At 66.3% G+C, this 14667-nt stretch carries 16 protein-coding genes; 8 read left to right on the top strand and 8 right to left on the bottom strand.

The genetic code is table 11. The features are described 5' to 3' along the window. Positions 1-79 precede the first annotated feature (79 nt). Positions 80-1846: a trypsin-like peptidase domain-containing protein gene (locus AC4HIX_RS12420; protein WP_490399145.1), complete on the top strand. Its 1767-nt coding sequence runs from the start codon at positions 80-82 to the stop codon at positions 1844-1846. Between the two features lie 308 nt (positions 1847-2154). Here the strand turns inward: AC4HIX_RS12420 and AC4HIX_RS12415 are convergent, their stop codons facing one another. The 4 genes from AC4HIX_RS12415 to AC4HIX_RS12400 all read right to left on the bottom strand — a co-directional run bounded on the left by AC4HIX_RS12415 (position 2155) and on the right by AC4HIX_RS12400 (position 4712). Beyond that, positions 2155-2796, bottom strand: coding sequence for an SDR family oxidoreductase (locus tag AC4HIX_RS12415; protein ID WP_490399144.1), 642 nt, complete (start codon positions 2794-2796; stop codon positions 2155-2157). A gap of 13 nt (positions 2797-2809) precedes the next feature. Further along, the gene (locus AC4HIX_RS12410; RefSeq protein WP_490399143.1) at positions 2810-3334 is read right to left on the bottom strand and encodes a DUF1178 family protein; all 525 of its coding nucleotides are present in this window, start codon (positions 3332-3334) and stop codon (positions 2810-2812) included. Positions 3335-3401: 67 nt separating this feature from the next. Further along, a complete protein-coding gene (locus tag AC4HIX_RS12405) occupies positions 3402-4175 on the bottom strand; it encodes an EcsC family protein (RefSeq protein ID WP_490399142.1) in 774 nt (257 codons plus the stop codon). A 48-nt stretch (positions 4176-4223) separates the two neighbouring features. Next, positions 4224-4712, bottom strand: a complete 489-nt coding sequence (locus AC4HIX_RS12400) for a GNAT family N-acetyltransferase (protein ID WP_490399141.1) — start codon at positions 4710-4712, stop codon at positions 4224-4226. 99 nt (positions 4713-4811) lie between these two features. Here AC4HIX_RS12400 and AC4HIX_RS12395 point away from each other — a divergent pair, with 99 nt between their 5' ends. Beyond that, entirely contained in the window at positions 4812-5417 is a 606-nt protein-coding gene (locus AC4HIX_RS12395) for a flavin reductase family protein (RefSeq protein WP_490399140.1), read from the top strand. Between the two features lie 8 nt (positions 5418-5425). Continuing rightward, a complete protein-coding gene (locus tag AC4HIX_RS12390) occupies positions 5426-6067 on the top strand; it encodes a CatB-related O-acetyltransferase (RefSeq protein ID WP_490399139.1) in 642 nt (213 codons plus the stop codon). Between the two features lie 265 nt (positions 6068-6332). Here AC4HIX_RS12390 and AC4HIX_RS12385 read toward each other — a convergent pair whose 3' ends face one another. Further along, entirely contained in the window at positions 6333-7943 is a 1611-nt protein-coding gene (locus tag AC4HIX_RS12385; protein ID WP_490399138.1) for a SulP family inorganic anion transporter, read from the bottom strand. A gap of 167 nt (positions 7944-8110) precedes the next feature. Between AC4HIX_RS12385 and AC4HIX_RS12380 the strand changes: the two genes are divergently transcribed. From AC4HIX_RS12380 to AC4HIX_RS12370, 3 genes are all read left to right on the top strand, one after another. Then, complete coding sequence (locus AC4HIX_RS12380; protein ID WP_490399137.1) at positions 8111-8665, top strand: invasion associated locus B family protein; 555 nt, start codon at positions 8111-8113, stop codon at positions 8663-8665. 281 nt (positions 8666-8946) lie between these two features. Continuing rightward, a complete protein-coding gene (locus AC4HIX_RS12375) occupies positions 8947-9810 on the top strand; it encodes an S-methyl-5'-thioadenosine phosphorylase (protein WP_490399206.1) in 864 nt (287 codons plus the stop codon). A 120-nt stretch (positions 9811-9930) separates the two neighbouring features. Continuing rightward, positions 9931-10941 (top strand): DUF418 domain-containing protein, encoded by a 1011-nt coding sequence (locus tag AC4HIX_RS12370; protein WP_490399136.1) that lies wholly within the window; start codon positions 9931-9933, stop codon positions 10939-10941. A 29-nt stretch (positions 10942-10970) separates the two neighbouring features. On the opposite strand, the gene AC4HIX_RS12365 is transcribed toward AC4HIX_RS12370, so the two are convergent. Then, positions 10971-11141 (bottom strand): hypothetical protein, encoded by a 171-nt coding sequence (locus AC4HIX_RS12365; RefSeq protein WP_490399135.1) that lies wholly within the window; start codon positions 11139-11141, stop codon positions 10971-10973. Between the two features lie 126 nt (positions 11142-11267). On the opposite strand from AC4HIX_RS12365, the gene AC4HIX_RS12360 reads away from it, so the two are divergent. Both AC4HIX_RS12360 and AC4HIX_RS12355 read left to right on the top strand, forming a co-directional pair. Beyond that, positions 11268-11399 (top strand): hypothetical protein, encoded by a 132-nt coding sequence (locus AC4HIX_RS12360; RefSeq protein WP_475046869.1) that lies wholly within the window; start codon positions 11268-11270, stop codon positions 11397-11399. 117 nt (positions 11400-11516) lie between these two features. After that, complete coding sequence (locus AC4HIX_RS12355) at positions 11517-12056, top strand: adenine phosphoribosyltransferase (protein WP_008556837.1); 540 nt, start codon at positions 11517-11519, stop codon at positions 12054-12056. A gap of 234 nt (positions 12057-12290) precedes the next feature. Here the strand turns inward: AC4HIX_RS12355 and AC4HIX_RS12350 are convergent, their stop codons facing one another. Both AC4HIX_RS12350 and AC4HIX_RS12345 read right to left on the bottom strand, forming a co-directional pair. Next, positions 12291-13709 (bottom strand): FAD-binding oxidoreductase, encoded by a 1419-nt coding sequence (locus tag AC4HIX_RS12350; protein WP_490399134.1) that lies wholly within the window; start codon positions 13707-13709, stop codon positions 12291-12293. 41 nt (positions 13710-13750) lie between these two features. Further along, positions 13751-14575: an MBL fold metallo-hydrolase gene (locus tag AC4HIX_RS12345; protein WP_490399133.1), complete on the bottom strand. Its 825-nt coding sequence runs from the start codon at positions 14573-14575 to the stop codon at positions 13751-13753. Positions 14576-14667: the final 92 nt, after the last annotated feature.

Raw genomic sequence — 14667 nt, 5'->3', positions numbered from 1 at the left:
AGGAGTTCCCTTCGGCCGCTCAAAATGCTTTACCTCCGCGGCAAAGAATAAGAGTTCTTCCGGGATACGAGGCCCACACATGAAAAAACTGTTTGCCGCTCTGGCCCTGCCGCTGATCGCGCTGGCCATTGCGTTCTCTGCGCCGGTAACGGCGCAAAGCAGCCGGGATGCGGTCTGGATCCAGATCGCCGCCCGCTCCTCTCTGCGCGAGGCCGAAACCGAGGCCCGCCGCTATGCCGCGCGCCTGCCGGATGTCTCCGGCTATGCGCTTGGCGGCGGCTGGTACGGCGTGGTTCTGGGCCCCTATGCGCGCGATGACGCCGAACGGGTGCTGCAGGTCTACCGCGCCGAGGGCCAGATCCCGCGCGACAGCTTCATCGCCTTCCGCCGCAACCTGGGCAGCCAGTTCTACCCCGTGGCCGCGGATGCCACCCAGCCCGCAGAACCGGCCCCTGCCCCTGAAGCCCCGGCGACGGCAGAACCGGAACCGCAGCAGCAGGCGGCCATCCAGACCACTCTGCCCGATGAGTCTCCCGCCGAGGCCCGGCGCAGCGAACGCGCGCTGAGCCGCGAGCAGCGGATGGAGCTGCAGGTGGCGCTGAAGGCCGCAGGCTTTTACGACGCCGGCATCGACGGCGCCTTCGGCCGCGGCACCCGCGCTTCGATGAGCAACTGGCAGGCCGCCCGCGGCTTTGAGCCGACCGGCGTGCTGACCACTGCGCAGCGCCAGGTGCTGATGGACGAATACAACGCGCCGCTGCTCTCCGTCGGCATGGCCCGAGTTGAGGACGCCAAGGCCGGCATCGCTCTGCAGATGCCCGCGGATGAGGTAGCTTTCGACCGCTATGAATCGCCCTTCGCTCATTACACCAGCAAGGGGGATTTCGGCGCGCAGGTGCTGCTGATCAGCCAGCCCGGCGACAAGCGCACCCTGTTCGGCCTGTACGACATCCTGCAAACGCTGGAAATCGTGCCGCTGGAAGGCCCGCGCCAGCGCGGCAGCGACAGCTTCACCATCGAAGGCCGCAACGACCGGATCGTCTCCTTCACCCAGGCCAGCCTGAAGAACGGCGAAGTGAAGGGGTTCACCCTGATCTGGCCCGCCGGTGACGAAGACCGCCGCACCCGGGTTCTGGCCGCGATGCAGGCCAGCTTTACCCGCCTCGGCGGCGTGCTGGACCCGGCCGCAGGCGGCGACGCGGTACAGGACATCGACCTGGTCGCCGGCCTGGAGATCCGCAAGCCGAAACTGTCTCGCTCGGGCTTCTTCGTGGACGGCAACGGCAGCGTGCTGACCACATCGGACGTGGTGGCGGGCTGCTCCCGGATCACCCTGGACCACGGCTATCAGGCCGAGGTTGCGGCCAATGACGCCGCCGGCGGCATCGCCATCCTGCGCCCGGCAGAACCGCTGGCCCCGGCCGCAGTGGCCGAGCTCAGCACCTCCTCGCCGCGGCTGCAGTCCGAGGTCGCGGTCTCCGGCTTCTCCTACGAGGGCGTTTTGGGCGCACCGAGCCTCACCTGGGGCAAGATCGCCGACGTCAAAAGCCTCGATGGCAACACCGCCGTGGCGCGCCTCGACCTGGCCGCCCAGCCCGGCGACGCCGGCGGCCCGGTGCTCGACAGCACCGGCGCGGTGCACGGCATGCTGCTGCCGCGGCAGCCCGACGGCAAGCAGCTGCCCGAGGGTGTGAGCTTTGCGGTCAACGCCGAAGCCCTCCGCGGCGCGCTGAGCGCGGCCGGGGTGACCGCGGCCAGCAAGTCCCCCGCTGCAGGCAGCCTGCCCAGCGCAGCAATCGCCCGGCTCGCCTCCGGCATGACCGTCCTGGTCAGCTGCTGGGAGTAAGCACCCGGCCCGGATACGGGCGCTGAGGTTCAGAAAACATCAGCCGGCGCGCACACCGCGCCGGCTTTTTTTGCGGCGGGTGCCGCACCTGATTGAGAACTTTGCGCTTGTGGCGCAAGGGACAGCTCCCGCCCGGCTTCGGGCCCTTTCAGGCCCTCAGCCCGTTGGGCATGGCACCGCACCTGCGTGCGGTGCCGCGGCGCGCGCAGGCGCGGCGCCCGGCCCAAGTCCGCCAAGGGGGCATCAGCACGGCTGATGGCACCTGAGGGCGCGGGAGCCCGCTGCTGCCTGCCGGGCGCGTCTTTCGATTAGTACGGGTGGATGCGGCCGTCCCAGGTGTGGAAGCAGCCGGTGGTTTCCAGCGACAGCACCTCGAACTCGTTGATCAGCCCGGCGACCGATTCCACCACCGTGATGTCGCCCTCATCGCCGCCCATGTCGGTGCGCACCCAGCCCGGGTGATAGATGCCGACGGCAATGCCCTCGGGCTGCAGGTCGGTGGCCAGGTTGCGGCCGATGTTGAGCGCCGCCGCCTTAGACGCGCGGTAGGCATAGCTGCCGCCCGGCGCCCGCGCCTGGCTTGCCATCTGCGACGACATAATGGCGATCTTCGGCTCTTCCGCCAGCCGCAGGTTCGGCAGCATCGCCTGCACCGTCAGGAACACGCCCGTCACATTGGCCGCCAGCGTCTTGGTCCAGACCTCGGCGGAGTAATCCTCCAGCCCCATCGCCTTGTCGATATAAACACCTGCATTGCAGATCAGCAAATCCACTGGCCGGTTCCGGATCTGGGCCGCAAAACGCGCCTGCTGGCCGGGGTCGGAGACATCCAGCTTCACTCCCGAGGAATGATCCCGCGAGGTGCCGGTCACCTCGTGGCCCGCTTCCCGCAGCTGCTTCACCAGCTCCTTGCCGATGCCGCGGCTGGTTCCCGTCACAACTGCATGCATATTGCCCTGTCCCTCAATTCGATTTTCGCCCGGGGCGGAACGGCAGCGGCATCACCGGCACGCCTTCCTCGATCAGCGCCCGCGCGTCTTCCAGATTGGCCTCGCCATGAATGGCCCGTTCCGGCGCTTCGCCCAAATGCATCGCCCGCGCCTCCCGGACGAAACTGCTGCCGACGTAGTCGGAATTTTCCTCAACCTTGCGGCGCAGTTCGGCGATTGCCTTTTCAACCTCGCCCGACGGGCGGCTCAACAGCCCCGGCCCGGACTGCGCTGCTTCGGACGCCGCTGCCGGCACCTGTGCGGCAGATGCAGGCGGAGCTGCGGGTTCGGCAGACTTCGGTTCAGGCTCGCCAACACCGGACACTGCCTTGCGCCCCGGGCGCACCCGCGGCGCCATGATCGCCTTTGTCACCCCGGTGCCGCCGCAAACCGCACAGGACACCATGCCGGCCGCCGCCAGCTTGTCAAACGCCGCCGCAGACTGGAACCAGCTGTCAAAGCTGTGGCCCTCCGCGCATTTGAGGCTGTATTGAATCATGTTTTCCCTCATAGCAGGAAGGGGCGATTAAATCTCCCTTTCCTGCAAGTGCAAGAGCGCAGTGCGCCTAAACCGCCGCACCGGGGCGTTGCAGCCGCTGCCGCAGCCGCGCCGCCAGCTCCTCCTGCGGCGTTCCGGCCTCCACCGCCAGCCGCCGCAGGCCGAAATGCACATGCGCCATCTCCCGGTAATAGCCAGAGAAGACATAGTTCACCGCAGCCCCTGCAACCGCCCCGGCAACCGGCACCGCCTGTGCAGCCAGCTTCTGCCCCAGCACGGCCCCCAGTTTGGGCGCCACCTGGGCAATCAGCTTGTGCACCCCGCCGGGCAGCCCCAGCCGCAATGAGACAAAGCCCAGGTCCGCGCCGTCATCCTCTGCCAGCGGGCCCGCCGCCGCAAACACCTGGATGCAGTCGAAGGTCACGCTCTCGGCCTCCGGGTCAAAGCCCTCGGCGGCAGCGGCGCTTTGAATGGTCCGCAGCAGAAAGGCAGTGGTTGCAGGCAGCTCCACCAGCGCCCCGGGCAGACCCGCCGCGCCGCCCGCCGCGCCCATGGCGGCGCTCACCACCCGGTCGACGCCAGGCTTCTGGTCAGGCACCAGGCGGCGCGAGGTGGTGGCGCTTTTCATCGCCAGCCGCAACGCGGTTTCCGTGGCGCCGGTCAGCCCGGCCCGTACCGGCGCGGGCAGGCGCTCCAGCAGGCTCTCGCCGCTGCCGCCCAGCCGGGTCATCAGCTCCACGCCGAACCCGCCCGCCGCGTGATAGCGTTCGGCCAGCGCATCCAGCTCCGACTCGATCTCCTGCGGGCTAAGTTCCCGCGCGTTGCTCAAAATGTCCGCCACATCCGCCTCCTGTAACTGCCTAAGAGATCGGCGGAACCGGCGGTGATTTCAACCCTGCCAGCGGGTGACCTGGCCCCGGATGCCGTCCCAGGCGCCATCCTGCAAGGCAAGCCCCAGAACCCGGTCCGGGTTGGTTGGGGGCGGCATTTCCACCCCCTCCAAGCGGGTGAAGCCAAAGCGCAGGTAATAGGGCGCATCGCCCACCAGCATCACCCGCGCCCAGCCGGTTTCCTCCGCCTTGGCCAGGCTGTCGCGAATCAGCGACCCGCCCAACCCCTCGCCCTGGCGCGTCGGGTGCACCGCCACCGGCCCCAGCAAGAGCGCCGGCGCGTCCCCGATCAGCACCGGCCAGAACCGGATCGCCGCGGCCAGGATACCGTCGCTGTCGCGCGCCACTTGGCTGAGGCCAGCCACCGGCGGCACCCCGTCGCGCAGCCGGTACGAGGACAGCGCCTCGCGGCCCGGCGCAAAGCACAGGTCATACAGCGCCTCGACCTCCCACCGGTCGTCCGCCTGTTCCGCTTGCAATTCGATCACGCTGCCCTGCCTCCGCCAATATCCCCTGCGGGCTGGCATTTGGCCTAACACGGGCGTAAGGCTTGGGCAAACACCTAAGCCACAGAACAGGAAGCCAGAATGTTCTACCGCCCCGAGGATGGCCACGGCCTGCCCCACAACCCGTTCAACGCCATTGTCACGCCGCGGCCCATCGGCTGGATCTCCACCCGCTCCGCGGACGGGATCAATAACCTGGCGCCCTATTCCTTTTTCAATGCGGTCGCCTACACGCCGCCGCAGGTGATGTTTGCCTCCACCAGTGCCAAACCTGACCAGGACGGCACCAAGGACAGCGTCGCCAATATCGAGGCCACCGGCGTGTTTTGCGTCAACGTGGTCTCCTATGCGCTGCGCGATGCGATGAACGCCAGCTCCGGCGCGCTGCCCAAGGACGAGGACGAGTTCGCCCATGCCGGCCTGACCGCCGTGGAGTGCGAAACCATCGCTTGCGCCCGCGTCGCCGAAGCCCCGGCGGCGCTGGAATGCAAGCTCACCCGGATCGTGACCTTGCCCGGCGAGGCCAACAAGGTGGTGTTCGGAGAGGTGACCGGCGTGCACATGCGCGATGAGTGCCTCAAGGACGGCGCCTTCGACGTCACCACCTTCCAGCCGCTCGCGCGTCTCGGCTACCGCGATTATTCGGTGGTGCGCGACCTGTTCCCGCTCACCCGCCCGGATGATTGAGGCCCCCGATGCCGCTGCCTGACCCCCGCAAACGCAACCCGATCATCCTGCCCGACGGCACGCCGCACGCGGGCACCGTGATGCTCAGCCGGGTGCTGGACCATCCGAACATCCAGGCGGGCGACTACAGCTATGCCTCCGATTTCGACCCGCCGGAGAACTGGGCGCAGCACCTTGCCCCCTACCTGTTCCCCGGCGCCCGCGAACGGCTGGTGATCGGCCGTTTCTGCCAGATCGCCCACGGCGCCCGCTTCATCACCGCCTCAGCCAACCACGCGCAGGAAGGCCTTAGCTGCTACCCGTTCCCGGTGTTCGACCCCAGCCAGATGGCCGGCTTCCAGCCCGACACCCGCGACACGGTCATTGGCAACGATGTCTGGATCGGCTACGGCGCGCTGATCCTGCCCGGCGCCCGCGTCAGTGACGGCGCCATCATCGGCGCAGGCGCCGTGGTGCGCGGCACGGTGCCGCCCTATGCCATCGTCACCGGCAACCCGGGCACGGTGCAAAGCTTCCGCTTCTCCAAACCGCAGATTGCCCGGCTGCTGGCGCTCAAATGGTGGGACTGGCCGGCTGAGCTGATCACCCGCGCCGAACCCGCGCTCTTGTCCGGCGACCTCGACATGCTCGAAACCCTCGCCCCCGACTAAGCCTCTGCTGGTCCGGAGTCGCCGTCGCCTGAGACCGAACGGGCACCGCCCGCAGCGGCGGGCCAGCAGAATTGCCGAGGCTCCGCGCCGCCAGGCGTGGATACGGCCATTGTGCTTGCCCGGCGCGAGGAGCGGTGGCAGGCACGGATCAGGTGAGGGGGGATCCAGACCAGCGTTTGCTGGTATGGTGAGCCAGAAGCCCCCTTTCAAACAAAATACCCGCGGCTCACCGGAACCGCGGGTTCTTATTTCCAGACGTTAGCCTTCAGTGGCCGCCCAGGATCCCGGTCCTGACCGAGTAATCCACTGCCACCTCGTATTCCGGGTCGTCATCGCTATCGACCATCAGGTGTCCCGCCTTGGTCAGCAGCTGGTGGCAGTCGCGGCTCAGATGGCGCAGCACCAGCTTCTTGCCCTCGGCCTCATACTTGGCAGCGACCGCCTCGATCGCCTGCAGCGCCGACTGGTCCACCACCCGGCTGCGTGCAAAGTCCACGATCACATGGTCCGGATCGCCTTCCACATCAAACAGCTCGATGAACCCGTCGGTGGAGCCGAAGAACAGCGGGCCCTCGATCTCATAAACCTTGGCGCCCTTGTCGGTCACCGACTCGCGCGTGGTGGCGTGAATGCGGCGCGCGTTGTTCCAGGCATAGGCCAGCGCCGAGACGATCACCCCCACAACCACCGCAATCGCCAGGTCGGTCATCACCGTCACCACAGTCACCAGCACGATCACAAAGGCGTCCATCGGCGGCACCTTTGTCATGATCTTGAGGCTGTTCCAGGCAAAGGTGCCGATCACCACCATGAACATCACGCCCACCAGCGCGGCCAGCGGGATCTGCTCGATCAGCGGCGAGGCCACCACGATAAAGGCCAGCAGGAACAGCGCCGCGGCAATGCCCGCAATCCGCGTCCGCCCGCCCGATTTCACGTTGATCATCGACTGGCCGATCATCGCACAGCCGCCCATGCCGCCAAAGAAGCCGGTCACCACATTGGAGGCGCCTTGCGCAATGCACTCCTGCGAGGCACCGCCGCGCTTGCCAGTGATCTCACCCACCAGGTTCAGGGTCAGCAGGCTCTCGATCAGGCCAATGGCGGCCAGGATCACCGCATAGGGCAGGATGATTTCAAAGGTCTCCCAGTTCAGCGGCACCATCGGGATATGGAAGGCCGGCAGCCCACCCTCGATCGAGGCCATGTCGCCCACCCGCGGCACATCCAGACCCATGGCGATCACCAGCACCGCCACGATGCCGATCCCCGCCAGCGGCGCCGGGATCACCGATGTGATCTTGGGCATCCCCCAGATGATCACCATGGTCAGCGCCACCAGCCCCAGCATCAATAGCAGCGAGCCGCCCTGCAGCCACTCCGCGCCGCCGGTTGCAGGATCCTTGAACTGGGTCAGCTGCGCCAGGAAGATCACGATCGCCAGACCGTTCACAAACCCCAGCATCACCGGATGCGGTACCAGCCGGATGAACTTGCCCCAATGCATGACGCCTGCAAAGATCTGCAGAATCCCCATCAGCACCACGGTGGCAAACAGGTATTCCACCCCATGCTCGGCCACCAGCGCCACCATCACCACCGCCAGCGCGCCCGTCGCGCCGGAGATCATCCCCGGCCGGCCGCCGAACACCGCGGTGATCAGACCCACCATGAAGGCCGCGTAAAGCCCGACCAGAGGATGCACGCCTGCCACGAATGCAAAGGCCACCGCCTCCGGCACCAGCGCCAGCGCCACGGTGAGGCCGGACAGCAATTCGGTGCGCACTCGGGCCACGGTAAAGCCCTCGTCCTGCATGATGGAGAGGTTGGGCGGGGATATCTGCTTGGCCAGCAAAGCCATGGCTGCGCGTCTCATGTCTGGTACCTGTGCTCGGGAGGGGAGTGTTCGCTGTCCGCCCCTAGCGGAAATACGCCAACGGGGCAAGGGTGCGGGGTGCGTGCAGCCCGTCGCGCGAACGTGAATTGCAACAACAGCCTGCCATACACAGGTTCAACCGCAGTAAACTCCTCTGGGGAATGATGATGCGCATCCTGCTTGCCTGCCTTGCCCTCGCCGCCCCTCCTGCCGTTGCGCAGGACCGGGCCGGAAATGACACCGCCAGCGACTGGCGGGTCAAACACTATGAGAGTTTTGGCATCTGGACCTCGGTCTGCGATGAGCGCGAGGAAGCTGGCGCGCTGATGCAGCGCTGTTACATCCGCTGGGTGGATGTGTTTTCACCGCGCCCCAAGTTCGCCGGCCAGTTCCTGTTTCTCACCCCAGACGAGGACGGCTGGAAAGTGGAGTTCGGCATCGAACCCGGAACCCTGTTCAGCCCCGGCGGGTTCCGTATCGAACAGGAGGGAGAGGTCACTTGGCGCAGCCTGCACCCCGGCTGCCTCACCGGCCTCAGCTGCAGCTTCACCGGCGCGGGCGCGGACAGGCTGATCGCGCAGATGAAGGACGGCGGCGCCTTCCGCTTCACCTTCCGCGACCGGCACGGTCAGGCGCAGGATCTCACCTGGCCGCTCGAAGGGTTCGATTCAGCCTTCGCTAACTTCCGGGCCGCCGCCCAAGCGCGCAGTCTTGTGAAATAGCCCTTGGGAGAAGGTCGGCAATTCTGCCCTGCAAAGTCCGTGCTAGCCTTACAGCAAGCCCGCCATCCCGGCACACACGAGCCTTTTGGCGGGATGGCCGGCTTCATCTTTCCTCAAATACTCCCGTCCCGCCGCCCGGTGTACAGGGGGTGCACAGGGGGTGCACGCATGCCACCCCCTGTTTTTCTCCCCGGGCTTGCCAAATCCCGCCCCGCTTGCGCATAACCCGAACAACAGCATCAGGAGGGCAGCACGTGACCGCTACAGACACCCGTGAAACCATGATTGCCGTGATCGGCGGCTCGGGCATTTATGAGATCGACGGGCTGGAAGGCGCCGAGTGGGTCTCGGTCGACACCCCCTGGGGAGCGCCGTCGGATCACATTCTGACCGGCTCTCTGGGCGGCGTGAAGATGGCCTTCCTGCCCCGCCACGGCCGCGGCCATGTGCATTCCCCGACCGAGGTCCCCTACCGTGCCAATATCGACGCGCTGAAGCGGCTGGGCGTGACTGACGTGTTCTCTGTCTCCGCCTGCGGCTCGTTCCGCGAGGAAATGGCACCGGGCGATTTTGTTGTTGTCGATCAATTCATTGACCGGACCTTTGCGCGCGAAAAGAGCTTCTTCGGCACCGGCTGCGTCGCCCACGTGAGCGTCGCGCATCCAACCTGCGAGCGGCTCTCGGACGCGGCAGAAGCGGCAGGCCGGGATGCGGGCATCAAGATCCACCGCGGCGGCACCTACCTGTGTATGGAAGGGCCGCAGTTCTCCTCGGTGGCGGAAAGCAAGATGTACCGAGAGCAATGGGGCTGCGACGTGATCGGCATGACCAACATGCCCGAAGCCAAGCTCGCCCGCGAGGCAGAGCTGTGTTACGCCTCCGTCGCCATGGTCACCGATTACGACAGCTGGCACCCGGAGCATGGCGCGGTGGAAATAACTGATATCATTGCGACTTTGCAGGGCAACTCCGCCAACGCCCGCGAGCTGGTGCGCCGCCTGCCGGACCTTCTGGGACAGCAGCGCGCGGACTGCCCGCACGGCTGCGACAAGGCGCTGGAGTACGCCATCATGACCGCGCCGGAGCGGCGGGATCCGGCGCTGCTGGCCAAACTCGACGCGGTGGCGGGCCGGGTGCTGGGCTGATCCCCAGCGGCAACAGGTTGAAAGTTCCGGGGCGGGCCGCAAGGTGCCGCCCCTTTTCTTTTGCCAACCGGGTACCTTTATCGGTCGGTAGGATTTGCCTCAGGATTTCAGGACCTTTTCATGCGCCTTCACGGATTGGACATCGCCCGTTTCCTCGCCTTCTGCGGCATGGTGCTGGTCAACTTCCGGATCGCGGCGCAAGTGACCCCGGGCACGGATGCCATCTCGCTGTTCACCAACAGTCTGGAGGGAAGGGCTGCGGCGCTGTTCGTCGTCCTCGCGGGGGTTGGCCTGTCACTCGGCAAACCGGACCGCGCAACCCTGTTCCGCCGCGCGGTATTCCTGTTCCTGATCGGCCTGTTGAACCTGACCATCTTCGACGCCGACATCCTGCATTTCTACGCGCTTTACTTCCTGGTGGCGCTGCCGTTCCTGACTGCCTCCTGCCGGGTCCTGCTGCTGGCCGCCGGCAGCACGGTGCTGATCGGCCTGATCAGCCTTCTGGCACTGGATTACGAGGCGCATTGGAACTGGGAGACGCTGACCTACGCGGAGTTCTGGACGCTGGAAGGCTTCCTGCGGCATTCCTTCTTCAACGGCTGGCACCCCGTGTTTCCCTGGGCGGCCTTCCTGTTCCTGGGCATGTGGATCGGCCGCCTGAACCTGGCGAGCCGGGCCGTGCAGGCGCGCCTGGTGCTGTGGGGAGCAGCAGCAGCGGTGCTGGGGGCCTTGCCCGGGCTGCTGGTGCAGGACCCGGAGCTGGCAGAGCTTCTGGGCACCAGCGCCATTCCTCCCGGACCGTTCTACATCCTCGCGGCCTCCGGCAGCGCGCTGGCGGTCATCGGGCTGACGCTCGCCATCACCCCGGCACTGGACAAGGCGGGCCTTGCCGAATGGCTGGCCGCCCCGGGCCAGCAGGCACTCAGCCTCTATGCAGCGCACATCCTGCTCGGCATGGGGACCTTGGAGGCGATGGGGCAGCTTGACGGCTCACTGACGGCTGAGCAGATCTTTGGCTACTCGCTGGGCTTCTGCGCCCTGTGCATGGTGGCGGCCTGGGTCTGGAACCTCTTTGCCAAACGCGGGCCGCTGGAGGCGCTGATGCGCTGGAGCACCAGCTTGCCCCGGTGAGGTCCGCTGGCAAGCTTGCCGCTGCTCCACTAGCGTTTGCTGTTTTCCTTCAAGAACTTGCGGATGAAGTGCCGGATCTCCCGGGCCGCCGAGGTGTCCAGGTCCTTGCACAACTCGACAAATGCGTCGCGGTCCTCCTTGTTCAGGCGCAGGATCAGCTGGCTGTCTTTCTTGCCGGCCTCCTTATCCTTCTTGGCCACCCGCCTGCTCCCCTCTGTGCCGCTGCGTTGATTTGCGGCGCATTTGTATATACATTTAATATACCCCGCAGCCGCCTGAAGCTGCGCAAAACCAGTGTAATGTTAAACAGTCGAGGCAGATCTACCATGAACATCAATGCCGCCCAAAGTCTTCTTGTCCTGCGCCGCCGCGACTGGCGCCGCGCGCATCTGGCCTGGATTCCGGAAAGCCTCTACCGCAGCTACCTCTCGCGGCGGAAAATCCGGCACGCAAAGTAACGTCACCGGCTTGGCGGCCGGTTCCCCCTTGCATGACGGCGCGGCTTCGGCCAAACCCCCTGTGCCCGGCAGCGCTGCCGGGCCGCCGGAACCGATGCGCCAAGGGGAGCCAAGCCGATGCCCAAGAAGACCGCCGTCAAGGATTACATCCGCACCATCGTCGACTTCCCGCATGAAGGGATCATGTTCCGCGATGTGACCACCCTGTTCGCCGACCCGCGTGGGTTCCGCATGGCGATCGACCAGATGCTGCACCCGTACGCAGGCGAGCAGATCGACAAGGTTGTGGGGCTTGAGGCGCGCGGCTTTATCCTGGGCGGCGCAATTGCGCATCAGCTGAGCGTCGGTTTCGTGCCGATCCGCAAGAAGGGCAAGCTGCCCGGCACCACCATCAGTCAAGAATACAAGCTGGAATACGGCGAGGCGATCGTGGAAATCCACGATGACGCGATCAAGCCGGGCGAGAAGATCCTGGTGGTTGACGACCTGCTGGCCACCGGCGGCACCGCAGGCGCAGGCATCAAGCTGATTGAACGGCTGGGCGGTGAGATCGTGTCCTGCTCCTTCATCGTCGACCTGCCGGAGCTGGGCGGCCGCAAACTGCTGGAGAGCATGGGTATGGACGTGCACGTGCTCTGCGAGTTCGAAGGCCTCTGAGCCGGAGCTGTCAAACGGCCCCGTGCGTTAAGCGCTGACGGCGCGGCTCTCCCGCCCGCCATGCGCCATTTTTGTAATGAATGACTTTGTCGGTTAGGCATGGCCTTTCAGGAGCCCCGGAAGGGCACCTGAAAGGCGCGCCGCGCATCTGCGCGGCGCCGGGCCCAAATCCGCCAGGCGGTCCGGCGCAACCGGGCAGCCGCGGGTGCGGGAGCCTACCCGTTTGCAATGTTATCAGACGGTTTTGAGCACCGCGCCCGGGTTCATGATCCCGTTCGGGTCAAGCGCCTGCTTGATGGCCCGCATGGCCGCCAGCTTGACCGGATCACCGTAGCGCTCCAGGTCGCCGGTTTTCATCCGCCCTACGCCGTGCTCAGCGCTGAACGAGCCGCCAAAGCTGTGGACCAGATCATGCACAGCCTCCTTTACCGCACTGCGTAAGTGGTCGTAGTCTTCCCGCTTGCGGCTTTTGGGCGGGAAGACGTTGTAGTGCAAGTTGCCGTCGCCCAAATGTCCGAAACAGTTGATGCGGAAGGCACCCACTGCCGCCACCGCCTCATGCCCGCGTTCAATGAACTCCGGGATTTCCGAGATCGGCACAGAGATGTCATGGCTGGAAATGGCGCCGATGGCCTTGTTGGCGACCGGGATATGCTCGCGCAGCGACCACAGCGCCTGCCGCTGCGCCTCGGACTGGGCGATGACGCCATCCTCAGCAAGACCGGCCTGTTCCGCCGCCGCGAACAGCTCTGCCAGGGCAGTTTCCGGGTCCAGCCCTCGCGGCAGGCCGAGTTCGATCAGCACCGACCACTCCGGCGCCCGGGCAAACGGCTGGCGCACCTGAGGCTGGGTTTCGGCAAGAAACTCCAGCCCTTGCCGGTGGATCAGTTCAAAGGCACTGACGGCCTCCCCTGCCTGATCCCGGGCCAGTGCCAGCAGCGCGATGGCCGCTTCCGGGTCTGTCACGGTGAAAATCGCCGTGCCCTGCCCCGCCGGGACCGGCGACAGTTTCAGGGCCGCAGCGGTGATCACCCCCAAGGTGCCTTCCGCGCCGATCAGCAGGTTCTTGAGGTCGTAGCCTGTGTTGTCCTTCCTCAGCCGCGACAGCCCGTGCCAGATCTCACCCGTCGGCAGCACCGCTTCCAGCCCCAGGCAGAGGTCCCGGGCATTGCCGTAGCGCAGCACATTGACGCCGCCCGCATTGGTCGAGAGATTGCCGCCGATCCGGGCCGAACCTTCCGCTGCCAGCGACAGGGGGAACAGCCGTCCGGCATCCCGCGCCGCGGCCTGAACGTCCGCCAGTATGGCGCCGGCCTCGGCGATGATCACGTTTTCCTGCGGGTGGACTGCGCGGATCGCGGTCATCCGCTCCAGCGACAGCAGCAGCGGCGCGGGGCCCTCCGGCATCACCTGGCCGCCGACCAGCCCGGTGCCGCCGCCGTAGGGGACCACCGGCACCCGGGCGGCATTGGCCTCGCGAACCAAAACTGAGACCTGCTCCACGTTCTGCGGCAGCGCCAGCATGCCGGCCTGCCCCTGATAGCGCCCGCGCGGCTCCTCCAGGTGGCGCGGCTCCGGCTGGCGCAGCACGCCTTCGGGCAGCAGGGCGGAGAGACGGGCGGCAAAGGCGGGGTCGGCGGGGGTCAGGCTCATGCCTTATCCATGCCGCAAGGCCTGGCAGCTGGCAAGCGGGCTCATTCCCCGTCCAGCAGGTACTTGGGCCGCAGCACGTGGATGGTCGGGCGGCTGGGCAGGCTGCGCAGCGAGACGGTGAGCGTGCTGCTGCCGTCATCGACCACATCGAACTCCGGGCCAATGCGCGCCAGAAAGCGGTCCAGAGAATAGTCGCTGAACCAATGCATCGGGATGATGACAGAGGACCGCAGCCGCCCGAGCACCTCCAGCATCTGATCCAGCGGCAGGGTGATGCCGCCGTCCACCGCCGCCATCACCACATCCAGCCGCCCCAGCGCCGCGTATTGTTCCGGCGTCGGCACATGGTGCAGGTGGCCCAAGTGGCCGATGCAAAGGCCCGCGGCCTCGAAAACAAAGATCGAGTTGCCCCGCTCCTCCACCCCGCCGAACATGTTGCGGATATCGGTCGGGACATTGCGGATCAGCATCTCGCCCAGGTCGAGGTGATGGTCGATTCCCGCGCCGAACGGCCCCCAGCCCTCCAGCACATGCGGGATCGCCGGGTCGGGGTGCGCGGTCCAGTGGGTTTCATGGGCGTGGTTCATGGTGACCACATCGGGGATCAGCGGCGCAGAGCCGGTGAAGCCGGTGAAATCGGTGACCACGTTCAGCCCGCCTTCTGTGCGCAGCAGAAAGGAGGCATGGGCGATATACCGGATCAGCACGCTGTCCTTGGTCACTGGGTCCTGCCAGCTGGCCCTGTGCAGGTAGCTCAGGCCGGGCGTTTCCTGTGCCAGCGCGATGCAGTGGCTGGGCCGCCGCTCCTGAGCGTGGAGGGCACTGGCACAGAGGATCAGCCAAAGAAAACAACAGAGCGCGCGCATGAAGCAGGTTCTAGGGCGCAATCCACCGCTGTCAGCCCCCAAGCTCGAAAAACCTGCCAGGGCACTCCCGTCCGCTCCGGCTGAATTGGAAA

The sequence above is a fragment of the Leisingera sp. genome, assembly GCF_982940295.1.
This window is presented reverse-complemented; position numbering and strand designations above follow the sequence as displayed.

Excerpts from the sequence above, each read along its gene's own strand:
- AC4HIX_RS12385 (WP_490399138.1), bottom strand. The coding sequence starts at position 7,943 with ATGAGACGCGCAGCCATGGCTTTGCTGGCCAAGCAGATATCCCCGCCC.
- AC4HIX_RS12370 (WP_490399136.1), top strand. The coding sequence starts at position 9,931 with ATGCGCCTTCACGGATTGGACATCGCCCGTTTCCTCGCCTTCTGCGGC.
- AC4HIX_RS12395 (WP_490399140.1), top strand. The coding sequence starts at position 4,812 with ATGTTCTACCGCCCCGAGGATGGCCACGGCCTGCCCCACAACCCGTTC.
- AC4HIX_RS12415 (WP_490399144.1), bottom strand. The coding sequence starts at position 2,796 with ATGCATGCAGTTGTGACGGGAACCAGCCGCGGCATCGGCAAGGAGCTG.
- AC4HIX_RS12375 (WP_490399206.1), top strand. The coding sequence starts at position 8,947 with ATGATTGCCGTGATCGGCGGCTCGGGCATTTATGAGATCGACGGGCTG.
- AC4HIX_RS12360 (WP_475046869.1), top strand. The coding sequence starts at position 11,268 with ATGAACATCAATGCCGCCCAAAGTCTTCTTGTCCTGCGCCGCCGCGAC.
- AC4HIX_RS12390 (WP_490399139.1), top strand. The coding sequence starts at position 5,426 with ATGCCGCTGCCTGACCCCCGCAAACGCAACCCGATCATCCTGCCCGAC.
- AC4HIX_RS12410 (WP_490399143.1), bottom strand. The coding sequence starts at position 3,334 with ATGATTCAATACAGCCTCAAATGCGCGGAGGGCCACAGCTTTGACAGC.
- AC4HIX_RS12350 (WP_490399134.1), bottom strand. The coding sequence starts at position 13,709 with ATGAGCCTGACCCCCGCCGACCCCGCCTTTGCCGCCCGTCTCTCCGCC.
- AC4HIX_RS12420 (WP_490399145.1), top strand. The coding sequence starts at position 80 with ATGAAAAAACTGTTTGCCGCTCTGGCCCTGCCGCTGATCGCGCTGGCC.
- AC4HIX_RS12380 (WP_490399137.1), top strand. The coding sequence starts at position 8,111 with ATGCGCATCCTGCTTGCCTGCCTTGCCCTCGCCGCCCCTCCTGCCGTT.
- AC4HIX_RS12345 (WP_490399133.1), bottom strand. The coding sequence starts at position 14,575 with ATGCGCGCGCTCTGTTGTTTTCTTTGGCTGATCCTCTGTGCCAGTGCC.
- AC4HIX_RS12355 (WP_008556837.1), top strand. The coding sequence starts at position 11,517 with ATGCCCAAGAAGACCGCCGTCAAGGATTACATCCGCACCATCGTCGAC.